Origin of the sequence: uncultured Frigoribacterium sp. (genome assembly GCF_963515265.1) — a bacterium.
Lineage (GTDB): Bacteria > Actinomycetota > Actinomycetes > Actinomycetales > Microbacteriaceae > Frigoribacterium.
The window spans coordinates 1-17,559 of sequence record NZ_CAUPYL010000037.1; the positions used below are offsets into that span (position 1 = coordinate 1).

Annotated in this window: 14 protein-coding genes and 1 pseudogene; 7 read left to right on the top strand and 8 right to left on the bottom strand. The window is 73.3% G+C overall.

Translation table 11 applies throughout. The features are described 5' to 3' along the window. Positions 1–1,338 (bottom strand): GAF domain-containing protein (locus tag RWM17_RS05560; protein ID WP_314102045.1); only part of this gene is annotated, 1,338 nt, incomplete at its 3' end. A gap of 217 nt (positions 1,339–1,555) precedes the next feature. Between RWM17_RS05560 and RWM17_RS05565 the strand changes: the two are divergent. Both RWM17_RS05565 and RWM17_RS05570 read left to right on the top strand, forming a co-directional pair. Next, a pseudogene (locus RWM17_RS05565) lies at positions 1,556–1,975 on the top strand (Fur family transcriptional regulator); the annotation flags it as partial. Positions 1,976–2,210: 235 nt separating this feature from the next. Further along, positions 2,211–3,713: a catalase gene (locus RWM17_RS05570; RefSeq protein WP_314102046.1), complete on the top strand. Its 1,503-nt coding sequence runs from the start codon at positions 2,211–2,213 to the stop codon at positions 3,711–3,713. A gap of 101 nt (positions 3,714–3,814) precedes the next feature. On the opposite strand, the gene RWM17_RS05575 is transcribed toward RWM17_RS05570, so the two are convergent. From RWM17_RS05575 to purD, 4 genes are all read right to left on the bottom strand, one after another. Then, positions 3,815–4,471: a GNAT family N-acetyltransferase gene (locus RWM17_RS05575; RefSeq protein WP_314102047.1), complete on the bottom strand. Its 657-nt coding sequence runs from the start codon at positions 4,469–4,471 to the stop codon at positions 3,815–3,817. A gap of 299 nt (positions 4,472–4,770) precedes the next feature. Continuing rightward, positions 4,771–5,616: a VOC family protein gene (locus tag RWM17_RS05580; protein ID WP_314102057.1), complete on the bottom strand. Its 846-nt coding sequence runs from the start codon at positions 5,614–5,616 to the stop codon at positions 4,771–4,773. Positions 5,617–6,003: 387 nt separating this feature from the next. After that, positions 6,004–6,951, bottom strand: a complete 948-nt coding sequence (locus tag RWM17_RS05585; RefSeq protein ID WP_314102048.1) for a phosphoribosylaminoimidazolesuccinocarboxamide synthase — start codon at positions 6,949–6,951, stop codon at positions 6,004–6,006. Beyond that, positions 6,948–8,216, bottom strand: a complete 1,269-nt coding sequence (gene purD / locus RWM17_RS05590) for a phosphoribosylamine--glycine ligase (protein ID WP_314102049.1) — start codon at positions 8,214–8,216, stop codon at positions 6,948–6,950. Before purD ends, RWM17_RS05585 begins: the two co-directional genes overlap by 4 nt. 71 nt (positions 8,217–8,287) lie before the next feature. On the opposite strand from purD, the gene RWM17_RS05595 reads away from it, so the two are divergent. Together RWM17_RS05595 and RWM17_RS05600 are read left to right on the top strand one after the other, a co-directional pair. After that, positions 8,288–8,668, top strand: coding sequence for a sterol carrier family protein (locus tag RWM17_RS05595; RefSeq protein ID WP_314102050.1), 381 nt, complete (start codon positions 8,288–8,290; stop codon positions 8,666–8,668). 71 nt (positions 8,669–8,739) lie between these two features. Continuing rightward, positions 8,740–9,177, top strand: coding sequence for a hypothetical protein (locus RWM17_RS05600; protein WP_314102051.1), 438 nt, complete (start codon positions 8,740–8,742; stop codon positions 9,175–9,177). A 57-nt stretch (positions 9,178–9,234) separates the two neighbouring features. Here the strand turns inward: RWM17_RS05600 and RWM17_RS05605 are convergent, their stop codons facing one another. The 3 genes from RWM17_RS05605 to purF all read right to left on the bottom strand — a co-directional run bounded on the left by RWM17_RS05605 (position 9,235) and on the right by purF (position 13,202). After that, positions 9,235–10,809 carry a transporter gene (locus RWM17_RS05605; protein ID WP_314102052.1) on the bottom strand — a complete coding sequence of 525 codons (1,575 nt, stop codon included), beginning with the start codon at positions 10,807–10,809 and terminating at the stop codon, positions 9,235–9,237. Next, the gene (locus tag RWM17_RS05610; RefSeq protein WP_314102053.1) at positions 10,791–11,660 is read right to left on the bottom strand and encodes an ABC transporter ATP-binding protein; all 870 of its coding nucleotides are present in this window, start codon (positions 11,658–11,660) and stop codon (positions 10,791–10,793) included. Before RWM17_RS05610 ends, RWM17_RS05605 begins: the two co-directional genes overlap by 19 nt. An 81-nt stretch (positions 11,661–11,741) precedes the next feature. Next, on the bottom strand, positions 11,742–13,202 hold the full coding sequence (purF, locus tag RWM17_RS05615; RefSeq protein ID WP_133739264.1) for an amidophosphoribosyltransferase: 1,461 nt from the start codon (positions 13,200–13,202) through the stop codon (positions 11,742–11,744). Between the two features lie 71 nt (positions 13,203–13,273). Here purF and purM point away from each other — a divergent pair, with 71 nt between their 5' ends. Genes purM through RWM17_RS05630 form a run of 3 tightly spaced genes read left to right on the top strand, consistent with a single transcriptional unit; the run spans position 13,274 to position 17,464 of the window. Beyond that, positions 13,274–14,398: a phosphoribosylformylglycinamidine cyclo-ligase gene (purM, locus tag RWM17_RS05620; RefSeq protein ID WP_314102054.1), complete on the top strand. Its 1,125-nt coding sequence runs from the start codon at positions 13,274–13,276 to the stop codon at positions 14,396–14,398. 55 nt (positions 14,399–14,453) lie between these two features. Beyond that, positions 14,454–15,818 (top strand): AAA family ATPase, encoded by a 1,365-nt coding sequence (locus RWM17_RS05625; RefSeq protein WP_314102055.1) that lies wholly within the window; start codon positions 14,454–14,456, stop codon positions 15,816–15,818. After that, on the top strand, positions 15,815–17,464 hold the full coding sequence (locus RWM17_RS05630) for a hypothetical protein (protein ID WP_314102056.1): 1,650 nt from the start codon (positions 15,815–15,817) through the stop codon (positions 17,462–17,464). Before RWM17_RS05625 ends, RWM17_RS05630 begins: the two co-directional genes overlap by 4 nt. Positions 17,465–17,559: the final 95 nt, after the last annotated feature.

The following is a 17,559-nucleotide window of genomic DNA, read 5'->3' on the forward strand; positions in this document are numbered from 1 at the left end:
GCGCTCCTCGGCCTCGCGGCGGGCCCGCCGCGTCAGCGGCTGGGGCGCCGCGGGCGCGGGCTCGTAGCTCTGCAGCTCCGCCTCGGCGCGCAGCGCGAACTCGCGCAGCTTCTCCGGCGAGACCGACGACGCCTTGCGGGGCCGCGTGTTGTGCAGGCAGAACGTGCCGATCGTCTCGCCGGTCGACGAGTGGATCGGGTGCCCCGCGTAGAAGTACCCGTGGTTGAGATCGAGGTACGGGTTGTCGGCGAAGCGCTCGTCCTTGCGGGCGTCCTCGACGACGACCACGTCGTCTGCGGCGACGGTGACGTCGCAGAAGGTCAGCTCGCGGGGGATCGAGACGGGCAGCAGCTCGGTGTTCATGGCGTACCAGAGCTTGCTGCCGTCGAGCATGCTGACGACCGCGACGTCGACGCCGAACTCGGCCTCCGCCTCCTTGGCCAGTTCCTTCAAGGTGTCCGAGCCGCCGGTCGCCGCCTGCTCGACCAGCTGGGCGCCGCCGCTCCACTCGAAGCTGCGCTGCGGCAGGTGCCGCGGCAGGCGCTCGTCGAGCTGGCCCTGGTGCACGCGGTCGAGGGTCGGCGCGATTCGGTGCGCGATGGTCTGCGCCCAGCGGCGGTAGCCCTCGGCGCAGCCGTGCGGGGAGTCGGGGCGCCGGAGGCCGGCCGGCAGGCGGAAGTACTCGAGGCCCGCCTCGGAGGCGACCAGCTCGGTGAGGGCGTTCATGCGCTCGCCGTGCTGCTCGGCGACCGAGCCCAGCAGGTTGTCGAAGGCCTTCGCCGAGCGGACCGGCGGCACTCCGACGAGCACGGTGCGCGCGGTCGGGTGGCTGCGGCGGGCGATGGTCGAGACGAGGAGGCGCAGCTCGCGCTCCCAGACGTCGAGGGGCGTCAGGCGCACGGCGTCGTTCAGCCCGACCAGCACCACGACGGTGTCGTAGAGGCCGAGGTCGGTGTCGCGGATCCAGGCGCGGGTCGACTCGATGCTCATCATCTCGTCGCCGACGTAGTCGACGGAGCAGGGGCGGCCGGTGGCCTCCGAGGAGGCGCGGGACAGCTGGCCGACGAGCGCCTGGTCGTGGGTGGAGACTCCCCAGCCGTGCGCGGGGCCGTTGCCGACGATGAGGACCGTGTCGGCGTCGCGGGCCGAGGTGCGCGAGGTGGGCTCGTCGCGGGGCGAGAGGACGTGGCGCGACCGGGAGAGCCACCAGAGGTACCAGAGCTTCATCACGGGGCGGAGCCGCTCGTAGCCGTGCTGGTGCACGCCGGCGACGGCGCTGCCCGTGCTCGGGCGGGCGCCGGGCGTGCCGGTGCTGTCGTGGTCGACCGTCCTGGTCACGTGGTGCTCCTCGGGTGTCGTCTGGGTGCCATCCCGCGCCCCACGCTAGGCGGGGCGACCCCGGTGCGACATCCCCCAGAACGGGCCGGTGCGCGGCGCGGCCGTCGCGGCGGGCGGGTCCGTCGCCACCGGGCTGCTGCGGCGGCCCGCTCGGGGCGGACACGCCCGTTCCCGGCCTGTTTTGAACTACTCAAGGGAAGCGTGCTTAGATGGGGACATGACGACGACGAGCGAGAGCACCGAGCGCCTCCGGGCTGCCGGCCTGCGGGTGACCGCGCCGCGCCTCGCCGTGCTCGACGCCCTCGACGGGCTGCCGCACGCCCCGGCCGACGTCGTCTTCGCCCGCGTCGCGCTGGGGCTGCCGGGCACCTCCCTGCAGGCGGTCTACGGCGTGCTCGCGGCCCTCACGGGCGCCGGGCTGGTCCGTCGGATCGAGCCCGCCGGCTCCGCCGCGCTCTACGAGTTGCGCACCGGCGACAACCACCACCACGTGGTCTGCAGCGTCTGCGGCAGCATCGCCGACGTCGACTGCGTCGTCGGCCACGCGCCGTGCCTGACCCCCTCGAACGACTCCGGCTTCACCGTGCAGACCGCCGAGGTGACCTTCTGGGGCCTCTGCCCGGCCTGCCGTGCCGCGGAGGACGCGCCGCTCGACGGCGAGGTCGTCACCGGCCTGGCCGATTCGGGCGTGCCGGTGCTCGACGCGACTGGCCTGGACGCGACCGGCCTCGACGCGACCGGCCTCGCCGGCGCGGGGCGCGCCTCCTGAGCTGCACCGCACCTCCTGCGCAGGGCACAGCCCTCCCCTTCTTCCCGGCCGCGCGCCGGGTCTCACGCAACCCGCGACTGAACACCGAACGGAAAGAGGAGTCATGACCGACACGACACCGATCACGACCACCGACAACGGCGCACCGATCGCCAGCGACGAGCACTCGCAGACCGTCGGGGCCGACGGCCCCATCGTGCTGCACGACCACGCACTGGTCGAGAAGCTCGCCAACTTCAACCGCGAGAAGGTGCCGGAGCGCATCGTGCACGCCAAGGGCGGCGGCGCCTTCGGCACGTTCGTCACCACCGGCGACGTCTCGCAGTACACCCGCGCCGCGCTGTTCCAGCCCGGCGTCGAGACCGAGATGCTCGCCCGTTTCTCGACCGTCGCCGGCGAGCAGGGCAGCCCCGACACCTGGCGCGACCCCCGCGGCTTTGCGCTGAAGTTCTACACGAGCGAGGGCAACTACGACCTCGTCGGCAACAACACGCCCGTCTTCTTCATCCGCGACGGCATCAAGTTCCCCGACTTCATCCACTCGCAGAAGCGCCTGCCCGGCTCGCACCTGCGCGACCACGACATGCAGTGGGACTTCTGGACCCTCTCGCCCGAGTCGGCCCACCAGGTGACCTGGCTGATGGGCGACCGCGGCCTGCCCGCGTCGTGGCGCATGATGGACGGCTTCGGCTCGCACACCTACCAGTGGATCAACGCGGCGGGCGAGCGCTCGTGGGTCAAGTACCACTTCAAGTCCGACCAGGGCAACGAGATCCTCACGCAGGCCGACGCCGACCGCATCGCCGGCGAGGACGCGGACTTCCACATCCGCGACCTGTCCGCCGCGATCGAGCGCGAGGAGTTCCCGACCTGGACGATGTCCGTGCAGGTCATGCCCTACGCCGACGCCGCGAGCTACCGCTTCAACCCCTTCGACCTGACGAAGGTCTGGCCGCACAGCGACTACCCGCTCATCGAGGTCGGCAAGATGACGCTGAACCGCAACCCGGAGAACTACTTCGCGCAGATCGAGCAGGCCGCGTTCGCGCCCTCGAACTTCGTGCCCGGCATCGCGACCAGCCCCGACAAGATGCTGCTCGCGCGCATCTTCAGCTACGCCGACGCGCACCGCTACCGCGTGGGCGTCAACCACCAGCAGCTGCCCGTCAACGCGCCGAGGAACGAGGTGCACTCGTACTCGAAGGACGGCGCCGCGCGCTACAGCTTCAGCGACGCCACCGTGCCGGTCTACGCGCCGAACTCGGTCGGCGGCCCCGCGGGCTCCCCGCAGGCCGCGGGCGAGACCCCCGGCTGGGAGAGCGACGGCGAGCTCGTCCGCTCGGCCGCGACGCTGCACCCGGAGGACGACGACTTCGGCCAGGCCGGCGCGCTCGTCCGCGACGTGATGGACGACGAGCAGCGCGACCGCCTTGTCGCCAACATCGTCGGCCACGTGTCGAAGGTCACCCGTCCCGACCTGCTCGAGCGCGTGTTCCAGTACTGGAACTCGGTCGACCCGATCCTCGGCTCGCGCGTGCGTGCCGGCGTCTCGCCCGAGGCGCCCGGCTCGAACGAGGACCCGGCGACCGTGGGCGTGCCCGCGTAGTCGTCGGGATCCGCTGACCAGCATTGCTGGTCGGCTCCGCATCGCAGGAGGCGCGGGTCCTGACAGGCGGATCACTCTCGCCTTGAGTGCGCCGGGCCCGGTCAGACCATCTGGCCGTTCCAGCGGATGTCGCCGTCTGGCCACTCGGCGGCGGTCGCGCTGACCTCGCGGATCAGCCAGCCCTCGTCCTGGCTGACGAGCACGCCCGCCCCGTCGGCCGAGAAGGCGGTGTAGTGACCAGTCACTGCGTGGCCGGTGGCGGCGTGGCCGGTGACCGGAGCGCTACCGTCGTCATCGCCGGCGGCCTCGCCGAGCGGCAGCCAGCCGGCACGGCGGTAGAAGCCCTGCACGGCCTCGCCGGTCTCGAGCAGGCCGAACCGGCTGCCGAGGCGCTCGAGCGCGGCGTCGACGTGGCGCAGCAGCGCGCCGCCGAGGCCGGTGCCCTGCGCGGTCGGACTGACGGCCACCATGCCGACCGCGGTGACCAGCAAGTCGGTCTCGCCGACCGTGACGAACTGGCGGCGGAGCCCGGCGTGCGCGACGACGACGTCCCCGTCGCGGGCGACGACGCGGAGCTCGGGCTGCATGCCGGCCCAGCTGCGCGCCCCGGCGTACCAGTGGTCGTAGGCGTCGAAGGTGCGGGCCAGCATCGCCGCGAGGGCCTCGTGGTCGTCGAGCGTGAGGTCGCCCTCGGCGACGGTGCTCCAGACGGGTGCTGCGTCGGGTTCGGGGGAGGCGTGCTGTGCGGCGTCGGACATGCCTGCGACGCTATCGCCTCTCGTCTCCCCGTTCAGGAACGTGGGTCCTGGGTCTGCGTTGCGCAGGACTGCTGGTCCTGAGTCGTGCACAGCTCAGGCGAACGGGTCGCGCCGTTCCTGAGTCGGGGAGAGCGTGTCAGGCGTGCACCCTCCGCTGGCAGCGAGTTGCCGATCCGCGCGGCTCTGCGTGACGCGAGGCACCGCGAAGCGGCAACTCGAGGCGCCAGAGGCGCGGCGCGCGGGGTGTCAGTCGCGCAGTCGCGCAGTCGCGCAGTCGCGCAGTCGCGCGTGCGCGCGGGTCAAGCGACCACGGCGCGTGCCGTGACCTCGATCTGGTTCAACCACGGGTCGTCGAAGGCGAGCACGCGGCCGTCGTCGCGGGTGGCGACGCCGTGGTGCGCGAGGCGCTCGCCGAGGGCGCCCAGGTCGTCGAGGCCCGGCACCTCGATGCGCACGAGTCCGAGGCCGAGGGCCAGCTGCCGCCTCCCTGCTCCGGCGCTCTGCCACGTGTTCATCGCCATGTGGTGGTGGTAGCCGCCGGCGCTGACGAAGAGCGCCTGCGGCCCGAAGCGCGTCGTCGTCTCGAAGCCGAGCTGCTCGACGTAGAACCGGTGGGCGCTGTCGACGTCTCCCACGCTGAGGTGCACGTGGCCGACCGAGGCGGGGCGGGAGGCGGTGGCGACCAGCGCCTCCTCGGTGACGTTCTCCTGCAGGAACGCGTTCGGGTCGAGGGCGAGGGTGGCCATGTCGACGTGGCCGTGGGTCCACGACCAGGCGGTGCGGTCGCGGTCCCAGTAGAGCTCGACGCCGTTGCCCTCGGGGTCGGTGAAGTAGAAGGCCTTGCTGACGAGGTGGTCGGCGCTGCCGGTGAAGCTGCCGGGGTGGCGGCTCGCGACGCCGTACACGGACGCGGCGAGGTCGGCCTCGGTCTCGAACAGGATCGCGGTGTGGAACAGGCCTGCCTCGCGGGGGCCGGCGTGCCGCAGCTCCGGCGCGTGCTCGAGCACCACGATCGGCGTCGCCCCGCGGCCGAGGACGCTGCGGCCCGCCTCCGCGTCGTGGCTCAGCACGGCGAGCGTGACGGCGTCGCGGTAGTACGCGGTCATCGCGTCGAGGTCGGCGACGCGGAGCGTGACCGCGCCCATGCCCGTGTCGGCGGCGAGCAGGTCAGTCGCGAGTCGGCCAGCGGCGTTCCGGTCTGCGGCGTTCCGGTCAGCCGCGTTCAGGTCAGCCGAGGGTCGGCCCGCCGGGTTGCCGTCAGCCGAGGAGGAGCTGGTCGCGTCGGTGCTGCTGCTGTCGGTCATCCGGTCCCTCGGTTCGTCGTGCGTCTCGTGTCACGCCGATCGATGACGTGTCACCGACTCGAACCGGCTCGGGTGCCCGAGCATTCCGCAGGCGCCGCCCTGTCTCGATCAGCATGAACCGCGTTCCGAACCATGAACCGCGATAAAACGGGGTTCATGGTTCGGAACGCGGTTCATCGTGGCGCGGGCACGTGGGCTGCACGCGAGCCGCTGGCCGCTGGCCGCAGGTCAGTGAGCGGTGAGGCGCTCGATCAGCTCGCGGTAGCGCGCCGCCGTGCGCTCGACGATCTCGGGCGGCAGGGAGGGCGGGGTGCCCGTCCTGTCCCAGTTGTCGCTGAGCCAGTTGCGCACGATCTGCTTGTCGAAGCTGTCCGTGCGGCTGCCCGAGCCCGAGCCGGCCCCCGCGGCCCCGGCGGCCTCCGCGTCCCAGAAGCGGCTGCTGTCGCTGGTGAGCACCTCGTCCCCGAGGGTCAGCTCGCCGGTGGAGCGGTCGGCCCCGAACTCGAACTTGGTGTCGGCGAGGACGACGCCCCGCGCCTCCGCGACGCCGGAGGCCCGGCGGTAGATCTCGAGCGACGTGTCGCGCAGCGCCGCCGCGACGTCGGCGCCGACGAGCTCGACGGTGCGCTCGAACGAGATGTTCTCATCGTGCTCGCCGAGCGGCGCCTTGTAGGCGGGGGTGTAGATCGGCTCGGGCAGGCGGTCGCCGTCGTGCAGGCCGGCCGGCAGCTCGATGCCGCACACCCGGCCGTTCTCGCGATACTCGGCCCAGCCGCTGCCCACGAGGTAGCCGCGCACGACGCACTCGACCGGGTACATGTCGAGCGGCTTCACGAGCATCGCGCGGTCGCGCACGGCGGAAGGCACCGACACGGAGGCGGTGGTCGGGTCGACGAGGTGGTTCGGCACCCCGTCGAGCTGGTCGAACCACCACGTGCTGAGCTGCGTGAGCAGGGCGCCCTTGCCCGGGATGCCGGGCTCGAGCACGACGTCGTAGGCGCTGACGCGGTCGCTGGCGACGACGAGCAGGTGCTCGGCGGTGTCCAGGACGGGCTCAGCGGAGAGCGTGGCGTCGTCGTCGACCGAGCCCGCGCCGGGGGACGGCACGTACAGGTCGCGGACCTTGCCCGAGTAGGCGTGCACCCAGCCGGCGAGCTCGGGCGCCTCGGCGGTCATCGGACGACCCGCTCGGCGATGTCGCGGCGGTACTGGCCGCCCTCGAGCCGGATGCGGAGCATCGCGTCGTAGGCGCGTCCCCGGGCCTCGGCGAAGTCGGCGCCCTCGGCGACGACGCTCAGCACGCGGCCGCCGGTGGCGATGAGGCGGTCGTCGAGCCGGGCGGTCGCGGCGTGGGCGACGTGCACGCCGGCGACGGCGGTGGCCTCGTCGAGGCCGGTCAGGGGGCGGCCGCTGACGGCGCCCTCGGGGTAGCCCTCGCTCGCGAGCACGACCGTGACCGCGGGCGTCGGCACGAAGCGCGGCGCCTCGTGGTTGCCGAGCGAGCCGGTCGCGGCGGCGAGCAGCAGGCCGCTCAGCGGAGTGATGAGGCGCGGCAGCACGACCTGCGTCTCGGGGTCGCCGAAGCGGGCGTTGAACTCGATCACGCGGACGCCCTGCGCGGTGAGGATCAGCCCGGCGTAGAGCAGCCCGATGAACGGCGTGCCCTCCGACTCGAGCTGGCGCACCGTCGGGGTCGCGATCGTGTCGAGCACCTCGTCGACGAAGTCCTTCTCGCTGCCGAAGCGGTCGGCGAGCCACGGCAGCGGCGAGTAGGCGCCCATGCCGCCGGTGTTCGGGCCGGCGTCGCCGTCGAGGAGGCGCTTGTAGTCCTGGGCGGGCGACAGCGGCACGACCGTGTGCCCGTCGCTGAGGAAGAACAGGGAGACCTCGGGCCCGTCGAGGAACTCCTCGACGAGCACCGGCCCGTGCTGCAGCCAGTAGGTGGTGTGCTCGACGGCGGCGTCGCGGCTCTCGGTGACGAGCACGCCCTTGCCCGCGGCGAGGCCGTCGGCCTTGATGACGTAGGGCGCACCGAACTCGTCGAGCACGGCGACGGCCTCGTCGAGGGTCCCGACACGGGTGGCGCGTCCCGTCGGGACGCCCGCCTCCTCCATGATCCGCTTCGCGAAGGTCTTGCTGCCCTCGAGCGCTGCGGCCTTGCGGCCGGGGCCGAAGACGGGCACGCCGCGGGTGCGCAGCGCGTCGGCGACTCCGGCCACGAGGGGGGCCTCGGGCCCGATCACGACCAGCTCGACGTCGTTCTCGAGCGCGTACTCGGCCACCACGGAGCCGTTCGACGGGTCGAGGTGCACGACCTCGACCTGCGCCGCGATGCCGGCGTTGCCGGGGGCGGCGACGATCTCGTGCCCCGCGTCTTCGCGCAGCAGCGCGGTGATGATGGCGTGCTCGCGAGCACCGGAACCGAGGACGAGTATGCGCACCCGATGGATCCTACCGAGCCGCGCCTCCCGGCAGTCGGCGGGGACGGTCCGTGCGCGGGTAGCGTGACGGCATGGCCAGGGCGAGGATCGACGACGCGGCGGGCGCGGCGGCCGTGCAGGAGGCGGTGGTCGCGCTCGCCGAGGGCGGCTCGGCACCGCGGACGGTCACCGCCACCGCGGTGCGCTGGCTGCTCCAGGTGCTCGCCGACGGCGAGCCGGGGGCCACCGTGGAGGTGCGGGTGCCGCCGTTCGGCGCCGTCCAGTTCCGTGAGGGGCTGAGCCACACGCGCGGCACCCCGCCCAACGTCGTCGAGACCGACCCGGCCACGTTCATCCGGCTCGCGACGGGCGCCCTGAGCTGGGACGAGGCCGTCGCCGGTGCCGTCGTGTCGGCGTCGGGCAGCCGCGCCGACCTGCGCGGGTACGTGCCCGTGCGGCTGCCGCGGGCCTGAGCGGCACGGCGGGTGCTCCGACGTCGAGGCATGCGGCGGAGCTCGGGGACGCACTCTGGGACAATGGGGGCGTGACCCACGCACCCGACGAACCGCAGCAGCCCGACGAGGCCGTCTCCCCGGAGGCCCCGGAGCAGCCGGTCGTCGAGCCCGAGCGGTCCGAGCACGCCGCGGCGGCGGACACGGTCGAGCCCGAGGAGATCGCGTCGGACGACGAGGTCACCGTGCGCCGGGCCCCCAAGGTGTTCGCGTTCCTCCTGATGGGCGGGGCGCTGGGCGTGCTCGCCTCGCTGATCCTCACGTCGCTGTTCCCGTTCGACCCGGGCACCAGCCCGGCCTCGACCTACGGCTACTTCTCGCTCTGGGGGCTCACGTTCGGCGCCGCCGTGGGGGCCGTCGTCGCCATCGTGGTCGACCGCGTGTCGCTCCGCCGCGCGAAGACCCTGCGGGCCGAGCGCCGTCGCGTGGACGCCCCCGAGCCCCCTGCCGTCGAGGGCGAGCTCGAGTAGAGCGTCAGGTGCGGCGCGGGTGGTGCGGCACGATCCGCGCCCAGCCCGAGCCCCGCGCTAGGCCCCGCGTGCCGCTCGCAGCCGCGTGAGCAGCTCGGGCCCTCGGGCGTCGAGCAGCTTGCCGCCCCGGTCGACGCCGACCACGAGCAGCACCGTTCCGAGCACGACGCCGACGACGAGGGCGAGCACCCCGAGCAGCAGGCTCCCCGTGACGAGCGACGCGATGCCGAGCGCGAGCTCGGGCACCGCCAGGCCGAACGAGACGAGCCACGTCGCGTACATGCCGAGCGTCGACGTGACCGACGCCCCGGGAGGCGACTTGAACGGGCTCTCGCCGGCCGCCGGCACGGGCATGAGGAACTTCGCGGACGCCACGCTCGACGCGCCGAAGCCCGTCAGCATCACGCCGAGCCCCATGCCGAGCAGGGCGGGCAGCACCTGCCAGGCGTCGAGCACCGCGAGCGGCAGGATGGTCGCGAGCAGCACGATCGGCACGGCGAAGAGCGACAGCGTGAGCACGCGTCCCGCTCGGTCGGCCCGGCCGGAGACCCCCGTCGACAGGTGCGCCGCGAACGCGGTGCCGTCGTACGAGACGTCGGCGCACAGGGTCACGGCGAGCAGGGCCGCGATGCCCGGCCCGATCGCGTAGAGCAGCCACGTGTTGCCTCCGCTCCACGCGAGGAACACGGCGAGCACGGGCAGCAGCGGGACGACGACGAGCGAGCCGCCGTAGCGCGGGTCGCGCAGCCAGTAGACGGCGGCGCGGGCCGCGACAGCACCCGTGGGCGTGCCGGGGAACCAGCGGAACGGCCCGAGCCCCTTCGAGGTCGCCGCACGCTCCTCGGCGGGAGGCGCGATCAGGGCGGACGCGAGGGCCCGACGCCACGCGAGCAGCAACAGGGCGAGCGTCGCGAGTGCGATCGCGGCCTTGGCCAGCGCCTCCAGCGGTCGTCCGAGCGCGAGCTCGCCGGGCACGGCCCAGGCGGCGCCGAGCGGAGTCCACGCGGCGACGGCCGCGATGCGCGGCAGCTGGTCGACGGCCGAGCCGATGCCCTGGCCGGCGAAGCCGATGATCGGGCCGGCGAGGATGACCGGCACGAACACGACGACGCCCATCACCTCGCGGTAGCGCCGACGCGAGGCCAGGGCGCTCGTCAGCGACTCGAGCACTCGTGACGCGGCGACGCAGGTGAGCACCCCCACGAGCCCGCTGATCGGGGCGATCACCGCCGAGAGCGGGTGCTGCAGCCAGCTCAGGGACGTCGCGAGGGCGGCGATCGTGGTGACGATGCCGGGGATGCCGAGCACCCCGCACACCAGCAGGGCCACGAGGAGGCGGTCGGCCGGGATCGGGAACGATCTCAGCTTCTCGACGCTGAGGGTCTGGTCGACCCCGCGGGCCAGCAGCGGGACGACCGCCCAGCCCAGCACCGCGACCGAGCCGACGAGCACGGCGGCGGTCCATGCCCAGCGCTCGGGGGCGAACGACAGGGCGACGAGTCCGGCGACCAGCGCGGCGAGGATGCCGACCCCGTACAGCCCGCCGATGACGAGGGCGACGACCTGCCACACGCTGCGCTTCAGGCCGTTGCGCATGACCCGCCAGCGGAGGCTCAGGAGGTGCGCAACCACGACGGCCCCTCGTTGTGCTGGCGGCCGCCGACGAGCTCGACGAACCGGTCTTCGAGGGTGGAGCCTGCACGCACGTCGTCGGTCGTGCCGGCGGCGAGCACCCGGCCGGCCGCCACGACGGCGACGTGGTCGCACATGCGCTGCACGAGGTCCATCGAGTGGCTCGACACGATCACCGTGCCGCCGCCCCGCACGTAGCCCTGCAGGATGTCGCGGATGTTCGCCGCCGAGATCGGGTCGACCGACTCGAACGGCTCGTCGAGCACGAGGAGGCGCGGCGCGTGCACCAGGGCGCAGGCGAGAGCCGCCTTCTTGGTCATGCCCGCGCTGTAGTCGACGACGAGCGTGCCGCCGGCCTCGCGGAGGTCGAGCAGGTCGAGCAGGTCTGCCACTCGGGAGGCGACGGTCTCGCGGTCGATGCCGTTGAGGAGGCCGTGGTACGTGATCAGCTGCTCGCCGGTGAGCCGGTCGAAGAGGGCGATGCCGTCGCTCAGCACCCCGACCAGCGACTTCGCGTGCGTCGGGTCGCGCCAGACGTCGTGCCCGAGCACCTCGATGCTGCCCGCGTCGGGTCGCAGCAGGCCCGTCGCCATCGACAGGGTCGTCGTCTTGCCGGCGCCGTTCGGCCCGACCAGCCCGTAGAAGGACCCGGCCGGCACCTCGAGGTCGACGCCGTCGACGGCGACCTTCTGGCCGAAGCGCTTGCGCAGGCCCGTGATGCGGAGGGCGGGGACCGCGCCCGGCCCCGACGGCGCGGGGTCGGCGGGCGCGAGCACGTCGGGGATCGGCGCGGCGGGCTGCTGCGGGGCGGAGGCGGCCGGGTGGTCGGCGGGGGAGCTGTCGTCGCTCATGCCCACGAGCCTATTGACCCCCGCCGACGGCGACCACCGCCGCTCGGATGACCGGTGGGTGAGGGGAGGAGGCCGACCGGGTCAGCTGAGCTGGTTGGCCTCGACCCAGGCGAGGTACTCGGGGCTGACCGTGCCCGTCACGTAGTCGCCCGTGAAGCAGCTCATCTCGAGGTCGGTGACGTCGCTGCCCTCGATGATGGCCGCCTGCATGTCCGCCACCTCCTGGTAGATCAGGTGGTCGGCGCCGAGCTCACGGGCGATCTCGGGGATCTTGCGGTCGTGGGCGACCAGCTCGTGCCGCGACGGCATGTTGATGCCGTACACGTGCGGGTAGCGCACCGGAGGCGCGGCGGAGGTGAACGTGACCTCGTTCGCCCCGGCGGCGCGCGCCATCTCGACGATCTCGCGCGAGGTGGTGCCGCGGACGATCGAGTCGTCGACGATCAGGATGTTCTTGCCCTTGAACTCGCTCGACATGGCGTTGAGCTTCTGGCGCACGGACCTCTTGCGCTCGGCCTGGCCCGGCATGATGAAGGTGCGGCCGACGTAGCGGTTCTTGTAGAAGCCCTCGCGGTACTCGATGCCGAGCTTCTGCGCCACCTGCATGGCCGCGGGGCGCGACGAGTCGGGGATCGGCATGACGACGTCGATGTCGCCGGTCGGCGCGTACCGCGCGATGGTGTCGGCCAGGCGGTCGCCGAGGCGGAGGCGCGCGTCGTAGACCGAGATGCCGTTCATGACCGAGTCGGGGCGCGCGAGGTAGACGTACTCGAACGAGCAGGGGATCAGCCGCGGCCGTGCGTGGCACTGCTTCGACACCATCTCGCCGTCGAGCGAGACGAAGACGGCCTCGCCGGGCGCGACGTCGCGGACGATCTCGTAGCCGCCGGACTCGAGCACGAGCGACTCGCTCGCGACGATCCACTCGTCGCGCTGCCCGTCGGCGGCCTTGCGGCGGCCGAGCACGAGCGGACGGATGCCGAACGGGTCGCGGAACGCGAGCAGCCCGTGGCCGGCGATCATCGCGATGGCCGCGTACGAGCCCTCGACGCGCTCGTGCACGCGGGCGACGGCGGCGAAGATCTGCTCGGGGTCGAGGTCGGTGCCGTTCACCTGTTCTTGCAGCTCGTGCGCCAGCACGTTGACGAGCAGCTCGGTGTCGCTGTTCGTGTTGAGGTGACGACGGTCGACGTGGAACAGCTCGCTCGTGAGCTCGCGCGTGTTCGTCAGGTTGCCGTTGTGCACGAGCACGATGCCGTAGGGCGCGTTCACGTAGAACGGCTGGGCCTCTTGCTCGTTGGTCGCCGCGCCCTTGGTGGCGTAGCGCACGTGGCCGAGGCCCATCGTGCCGAGGAGGCCGCGCATGTCGCGGGTGCGGAAGCCCTCGCGGACCTGGCCCTTGGTCTTGTGCACGTGGAAGATGCCGCGCTCGGCGGTCGCGATGCCGGTCGAGTCCTGGCCGCGGTGCTGCAGCAGGAGGAGGGAGTCGTAGACGAGTTGATTAGCTGGCTCGTGCGCGACGAGACCGACGATGCCGCACATGCGGATCTGGCTCCAGACCGTAGAGTTGGGGTTACCGCGTCAGTCTAGAGCGACACCGAACGGATGAACGAATGGCGACTCCCGCTGCCCCCTCGACCAGCGCCTCCTACGCCGCGGCGGGGGTCGACACCGCTGCGGGCGACCGCGCGGTCGAGCTGATGAAGGCGGCGGTCAGCGCCACCCACGGGCCCGGTGTGGTCGGCGGCTTCGGCGGCTTCGCGGGCATGTTCGACGTGTCGTTCCTCAAGTCGTTCGAGCGTCCGCTGCTGGCCACCTCGACCGACGGGGTCGGCACCAAGGTCGCCATCGCGCAGGCCCTCGACAAGCACGACACCATCGGGCAGGACCTGGTCGGCATGGTCGTCGACGACATCGTCGTCGTCGGGGCGCGTCCGCTGATGATGACCGACTACATCGCGTGCGGCCGGGTCGTCCCGGCACGCATCGCCTCCATCGTCGAGGGCATCGCCCGCGCCTGCAGCGCCACCGGCACGGCCCTCGTCGGCGGCGAGACGGCGGAGCACCCCGGCCTGCTCGGCCCGGACGACTACGACGTCGCCGGCGCCGCGGTCGGCGCGGTCGAGGCCGGCCAGCAGCTCGGCTCGCACCTCGTGCGCGACGGCGACGTCGTGCTCGCCCTGGCGTCGTCCGGGCTCCACTCGAACGGCTTCTCGCTCGTCCGCCACGTCCTGCGGTCGGCCGACCTCGGCTACGACGACACTCTCCCCGAGCTGTCGGGCACGATCGGCGAGGCCCTGCTCGAGCCGACCCGTCTCTACACGTCGCCGCTGCTGCGCGTGCTCGACGACCCGGCGCTCGCCGGGGCCGTCCACTCGCTCAGCCACGTCACCGGCGGCGGCATCGCGGCGAACCTCGCCCGCGTCCTCCCGCTCGGCTCGTCGACCGAGGTCGACCGGGGCACCTGGTCGCCCGACCCCGTCTTCCGGGTGCTGAGCGACCTCACCGGCTCGACGCTCGAGTCGAGCGAGGGCACCTGGAACCTCGGCATCGGCATGATCGCCGTCGTCGACGCCGCCTCGGCCGACGCCGTGACGGCGGCCCTCGTCGCCGACGGCATCGCCACGTGGCAGGTCGGCACGGTCTCGACCGCGGCCCGCGACCTGACCGGGTTCGAGCAGGGCGCCAAGGGCGTCGACGGCGGGGCCGTCCGCCTGGTCGGCAGCTTCCGGGCGTAGTGGTCCGCCGCTGACCCGCGCCCTACGCTGGGGGCACACGACGAGGGGGGACACCGTGGCTGACGACGTCATCGCGCAGTACGAGGCCGAGGTGCAGGCCGATCCGGGGGCAGTGGGGCCGCGCCTGGCGCTGGCCGGCGCGCTCATCGCCACCGGCAGGGGAGCCGAGTCGTTCGGCCACCTGGGCAAGGTGCTCGAGCAGGTGCCCGGCCACCCGGCCGCGCTCGCCCTGATCACGCAGGCGACCTCGTCCGTCGGGGCGGCCCCCGTCACGGAGGCGCCCGCCACGACCGCCGGGCAGGTCCCGTCCGCGTCGTCGTCGGGGGCACCGGCCGCTCCGCGGCACGCGGCCGACCCGCAGGGCGCCACGGGCGCTCTCGGGCCCGACGTCGACGGTGCCGACGGTGACGACGACGAGGACGACGACGACGACGTCGACTGGTCGCTCTTCGAGGAGCAGATCGGCGGCGTCGTGCCCGCGCCCTTCGTCACGACCGAGGACGGCGTGGTCTACACGACGGCCGAGGAGGACGTCGCCATCCTCAACCCGGGCGGCACGCGGGTGACCCTCGCCGACGTGGGCGGCCTCGACGAGGTCAAGAAGCGGCTGAACGACAGCTTCCTCGAGCCGATGAAGCACCCGGAGATCGCCGCCGCGTTCGGCAAGAGCCTGCGAGGGGGACTGCTGCTCTACGGCCCTCCCGGCTGCGGCAAGACCTTCATCGCCCGCGCCGTCGCGGGCGAGCTCGGCGCGCGGTTCCTCACCGTGAGCATGGCCGACATCCTCTCGTCGTTCATGGGCGAGAGCGAGAAGAACGTCCGGGCCGTCTTCACGAAGGCCCGCGAGCTCTCGCCGACGGTGCTCTTCATCGACGAGCTCGACGCCGTCGCCGGCAAGCGGTCGAACCTGGGCGGCGCCGCCTGGCTCAAGTCGGTCGTGAACCAGCTGCTGCTCGAGTTCGACGGGGTCTCGACGCAGAACGAGGGCCTCTTCGTGCTCGCCGCGACCAACCACCCCTGGGACGTCGACGAGGCGTTCCTCCGGCCCGGCCGGTTCGACCGCACGCTGCTCGTGCTGCCCCCGGACGAGCCGGCCCGGGACGCGATCCTGCGGCACCACCTCTCGAAGCGGCCGATCGCCGGGATCGACCTCGGCTGGGTGGTCGACCGGACCGAGGGCTTCAGCGGGGCGGACCTCGCCTTCATCTGCGACACCGCCGCCGAGATCGCCATGAACGAGTCGATCCGCAGCGGCCAGGTCGCGCCGATCGGCATGCCCCACGTGGTGGAGGCGATGAGGGGCGTCAAGTCGTCGACCACGCCGTGGCTCGAGTCGTCGCGCAACGTGGTCGAGTTCGCCAACGAGAGCGGTCGCTACGACGACCTGAAGGAGTACCTCCGCTCGCGGAAGATGCTGTGACCCAGGCCGTGCCGCGCGAGCTCGTGCTCGCCGAGGCGGCCCGGCTCGTCGCGACCCGGCGCTGGGCGGACGCCGAGCGCGCCGTCCGCGACGGCCTGCGCTCGGCCCCCGACGACCCGGGGATGCTGAGGACGTTGTCCGTCGTGCTCCGCCTGAGCGGGCGGTCGGCGGCCGCCGAGGGCGTCGCCCGACGGGCCCTGGTGCTCGACGACTCGGCCGCCTCCCTGATCGAGCTGGCGCGGGTGCTGTTCGTCCTCCGGCGGTGGGACGAGGTCGCCCGGGCGGCCGACCGTGTCCTCGCGGACGACCCCACCGGCCCCGCGGCCATCGACGCCCACGTCGTCGCCGCGGAGGCCTCGGTGCTGGGGGCCGAGGAGCCCGGTGGGGGGCTCGAGCAGGCCAGGGAGCACGTCCGACGGGCGGTCGAGCTCGACCCCCTGTCGTTCGCCGCCCTGCACTCGTCGGGGTGGATCGAGATGGAGGCCGACCCCGCGGCCGCCGAGCGCTGGCTGCGGCGCGCCCTGGCCGTGAGGCCCGACGACCCCACGGCGGTGTTGTTCCTCGCGTCGCTCCGCACGACGTCCCCGGCCCGCCGTGTGTCGCTCGCGCGGTCGGTGCTGGCCACCGACCCCGGCCACCCGAAGGCGACCAAGGTGCTCACCTCGGTCGTGCACGACGGCGTGCACCGCCTGGGCCTGCTCGCCGTCGTCGCGAGCGTGTCGGCGACGGCCGTCGGCGTCGTGCTCCCGATGAGCCTCGTCGCCGTGCTCGGGCTCGTCGCCCTGGCCGCGGCGGTGCTCCGGCTGGCGCTGCTCGCCCGCGAGGCCGGCAAGGGCGTGCCGTCGAGCTTCACGCGTCGGGTGGTCCTCGCCCCCGGCCTGCAGCGCCGCATCACGCTGCTGAACCTCGCCGCACCGGTCGTCGCCGCGCTCGGCCTCGTCCTGGTCGTCGCGGCGGAGGGCGTGCTGAGCCCCGGCGTCTTCGTGCTCGCGGTGGCGGTGCTCCTCAGCGGTGCCGCACGCCGGGGGACAGTCGAGCGCGACGAGGCCGGCCCCGTCCCGCGCGCGTTGAAGGTGCGGCTGGAGGAGACCCAGTGGGCGGGCCTCTGGCGGCGCGCGCTGCCGGTCGCCCTCGGGTCCGCCGCGCTCTGGCTCGTCGGGCTGGTGCTCGCCTGGACAGGGAGCGGGCTCGTCAGCGGCAACGCCCTCGGATATACGGCCCTGCTCTCGGCGCTGGCCTTCCTGCCGTTCCCCGTGGCGCGCCTCCGTCAGCTCCGCCGGGCTCCCTTCACCGCGGGCCCGCGTGGACCGCGCCGCGCCGCCGTAGCTCCCCGGCTGGCCCTCGCGGCCTCCGTCGCCGTGGTGGTCGCGAGCCTGCTGGTGCCGTTCGGGTCGTCGGCAGCCGAGATCTCGGAACGGGGCTTCGCGCCGCCGTGGCTCGCTTCGGTGCCGGGCGGTGAGACGCTCACGGCGCTGCTGCCCGAGTACTCCGTCGACGACGGCGACAGCCCTCGCCCCGGTGAGTTCGTGCCTCGCCCGCTGCCCACGGTCGAGATGCCGACGCTCGAGTTGCCGACGCTCGAGCCGACGACGGAGCCTGCCGCGGGGCCGTCCGGCAGCTCCGACGGGCAGGAGGCCGCACGGTGAGCGGCCCCGAGGGCGTCGACCCCGTCGAGAGGGCCGTGCGCGAGGCGCAGGTCGCGACGGTGACGAGCGGACCGCGGCGCGCGGTGGGCCTGCTG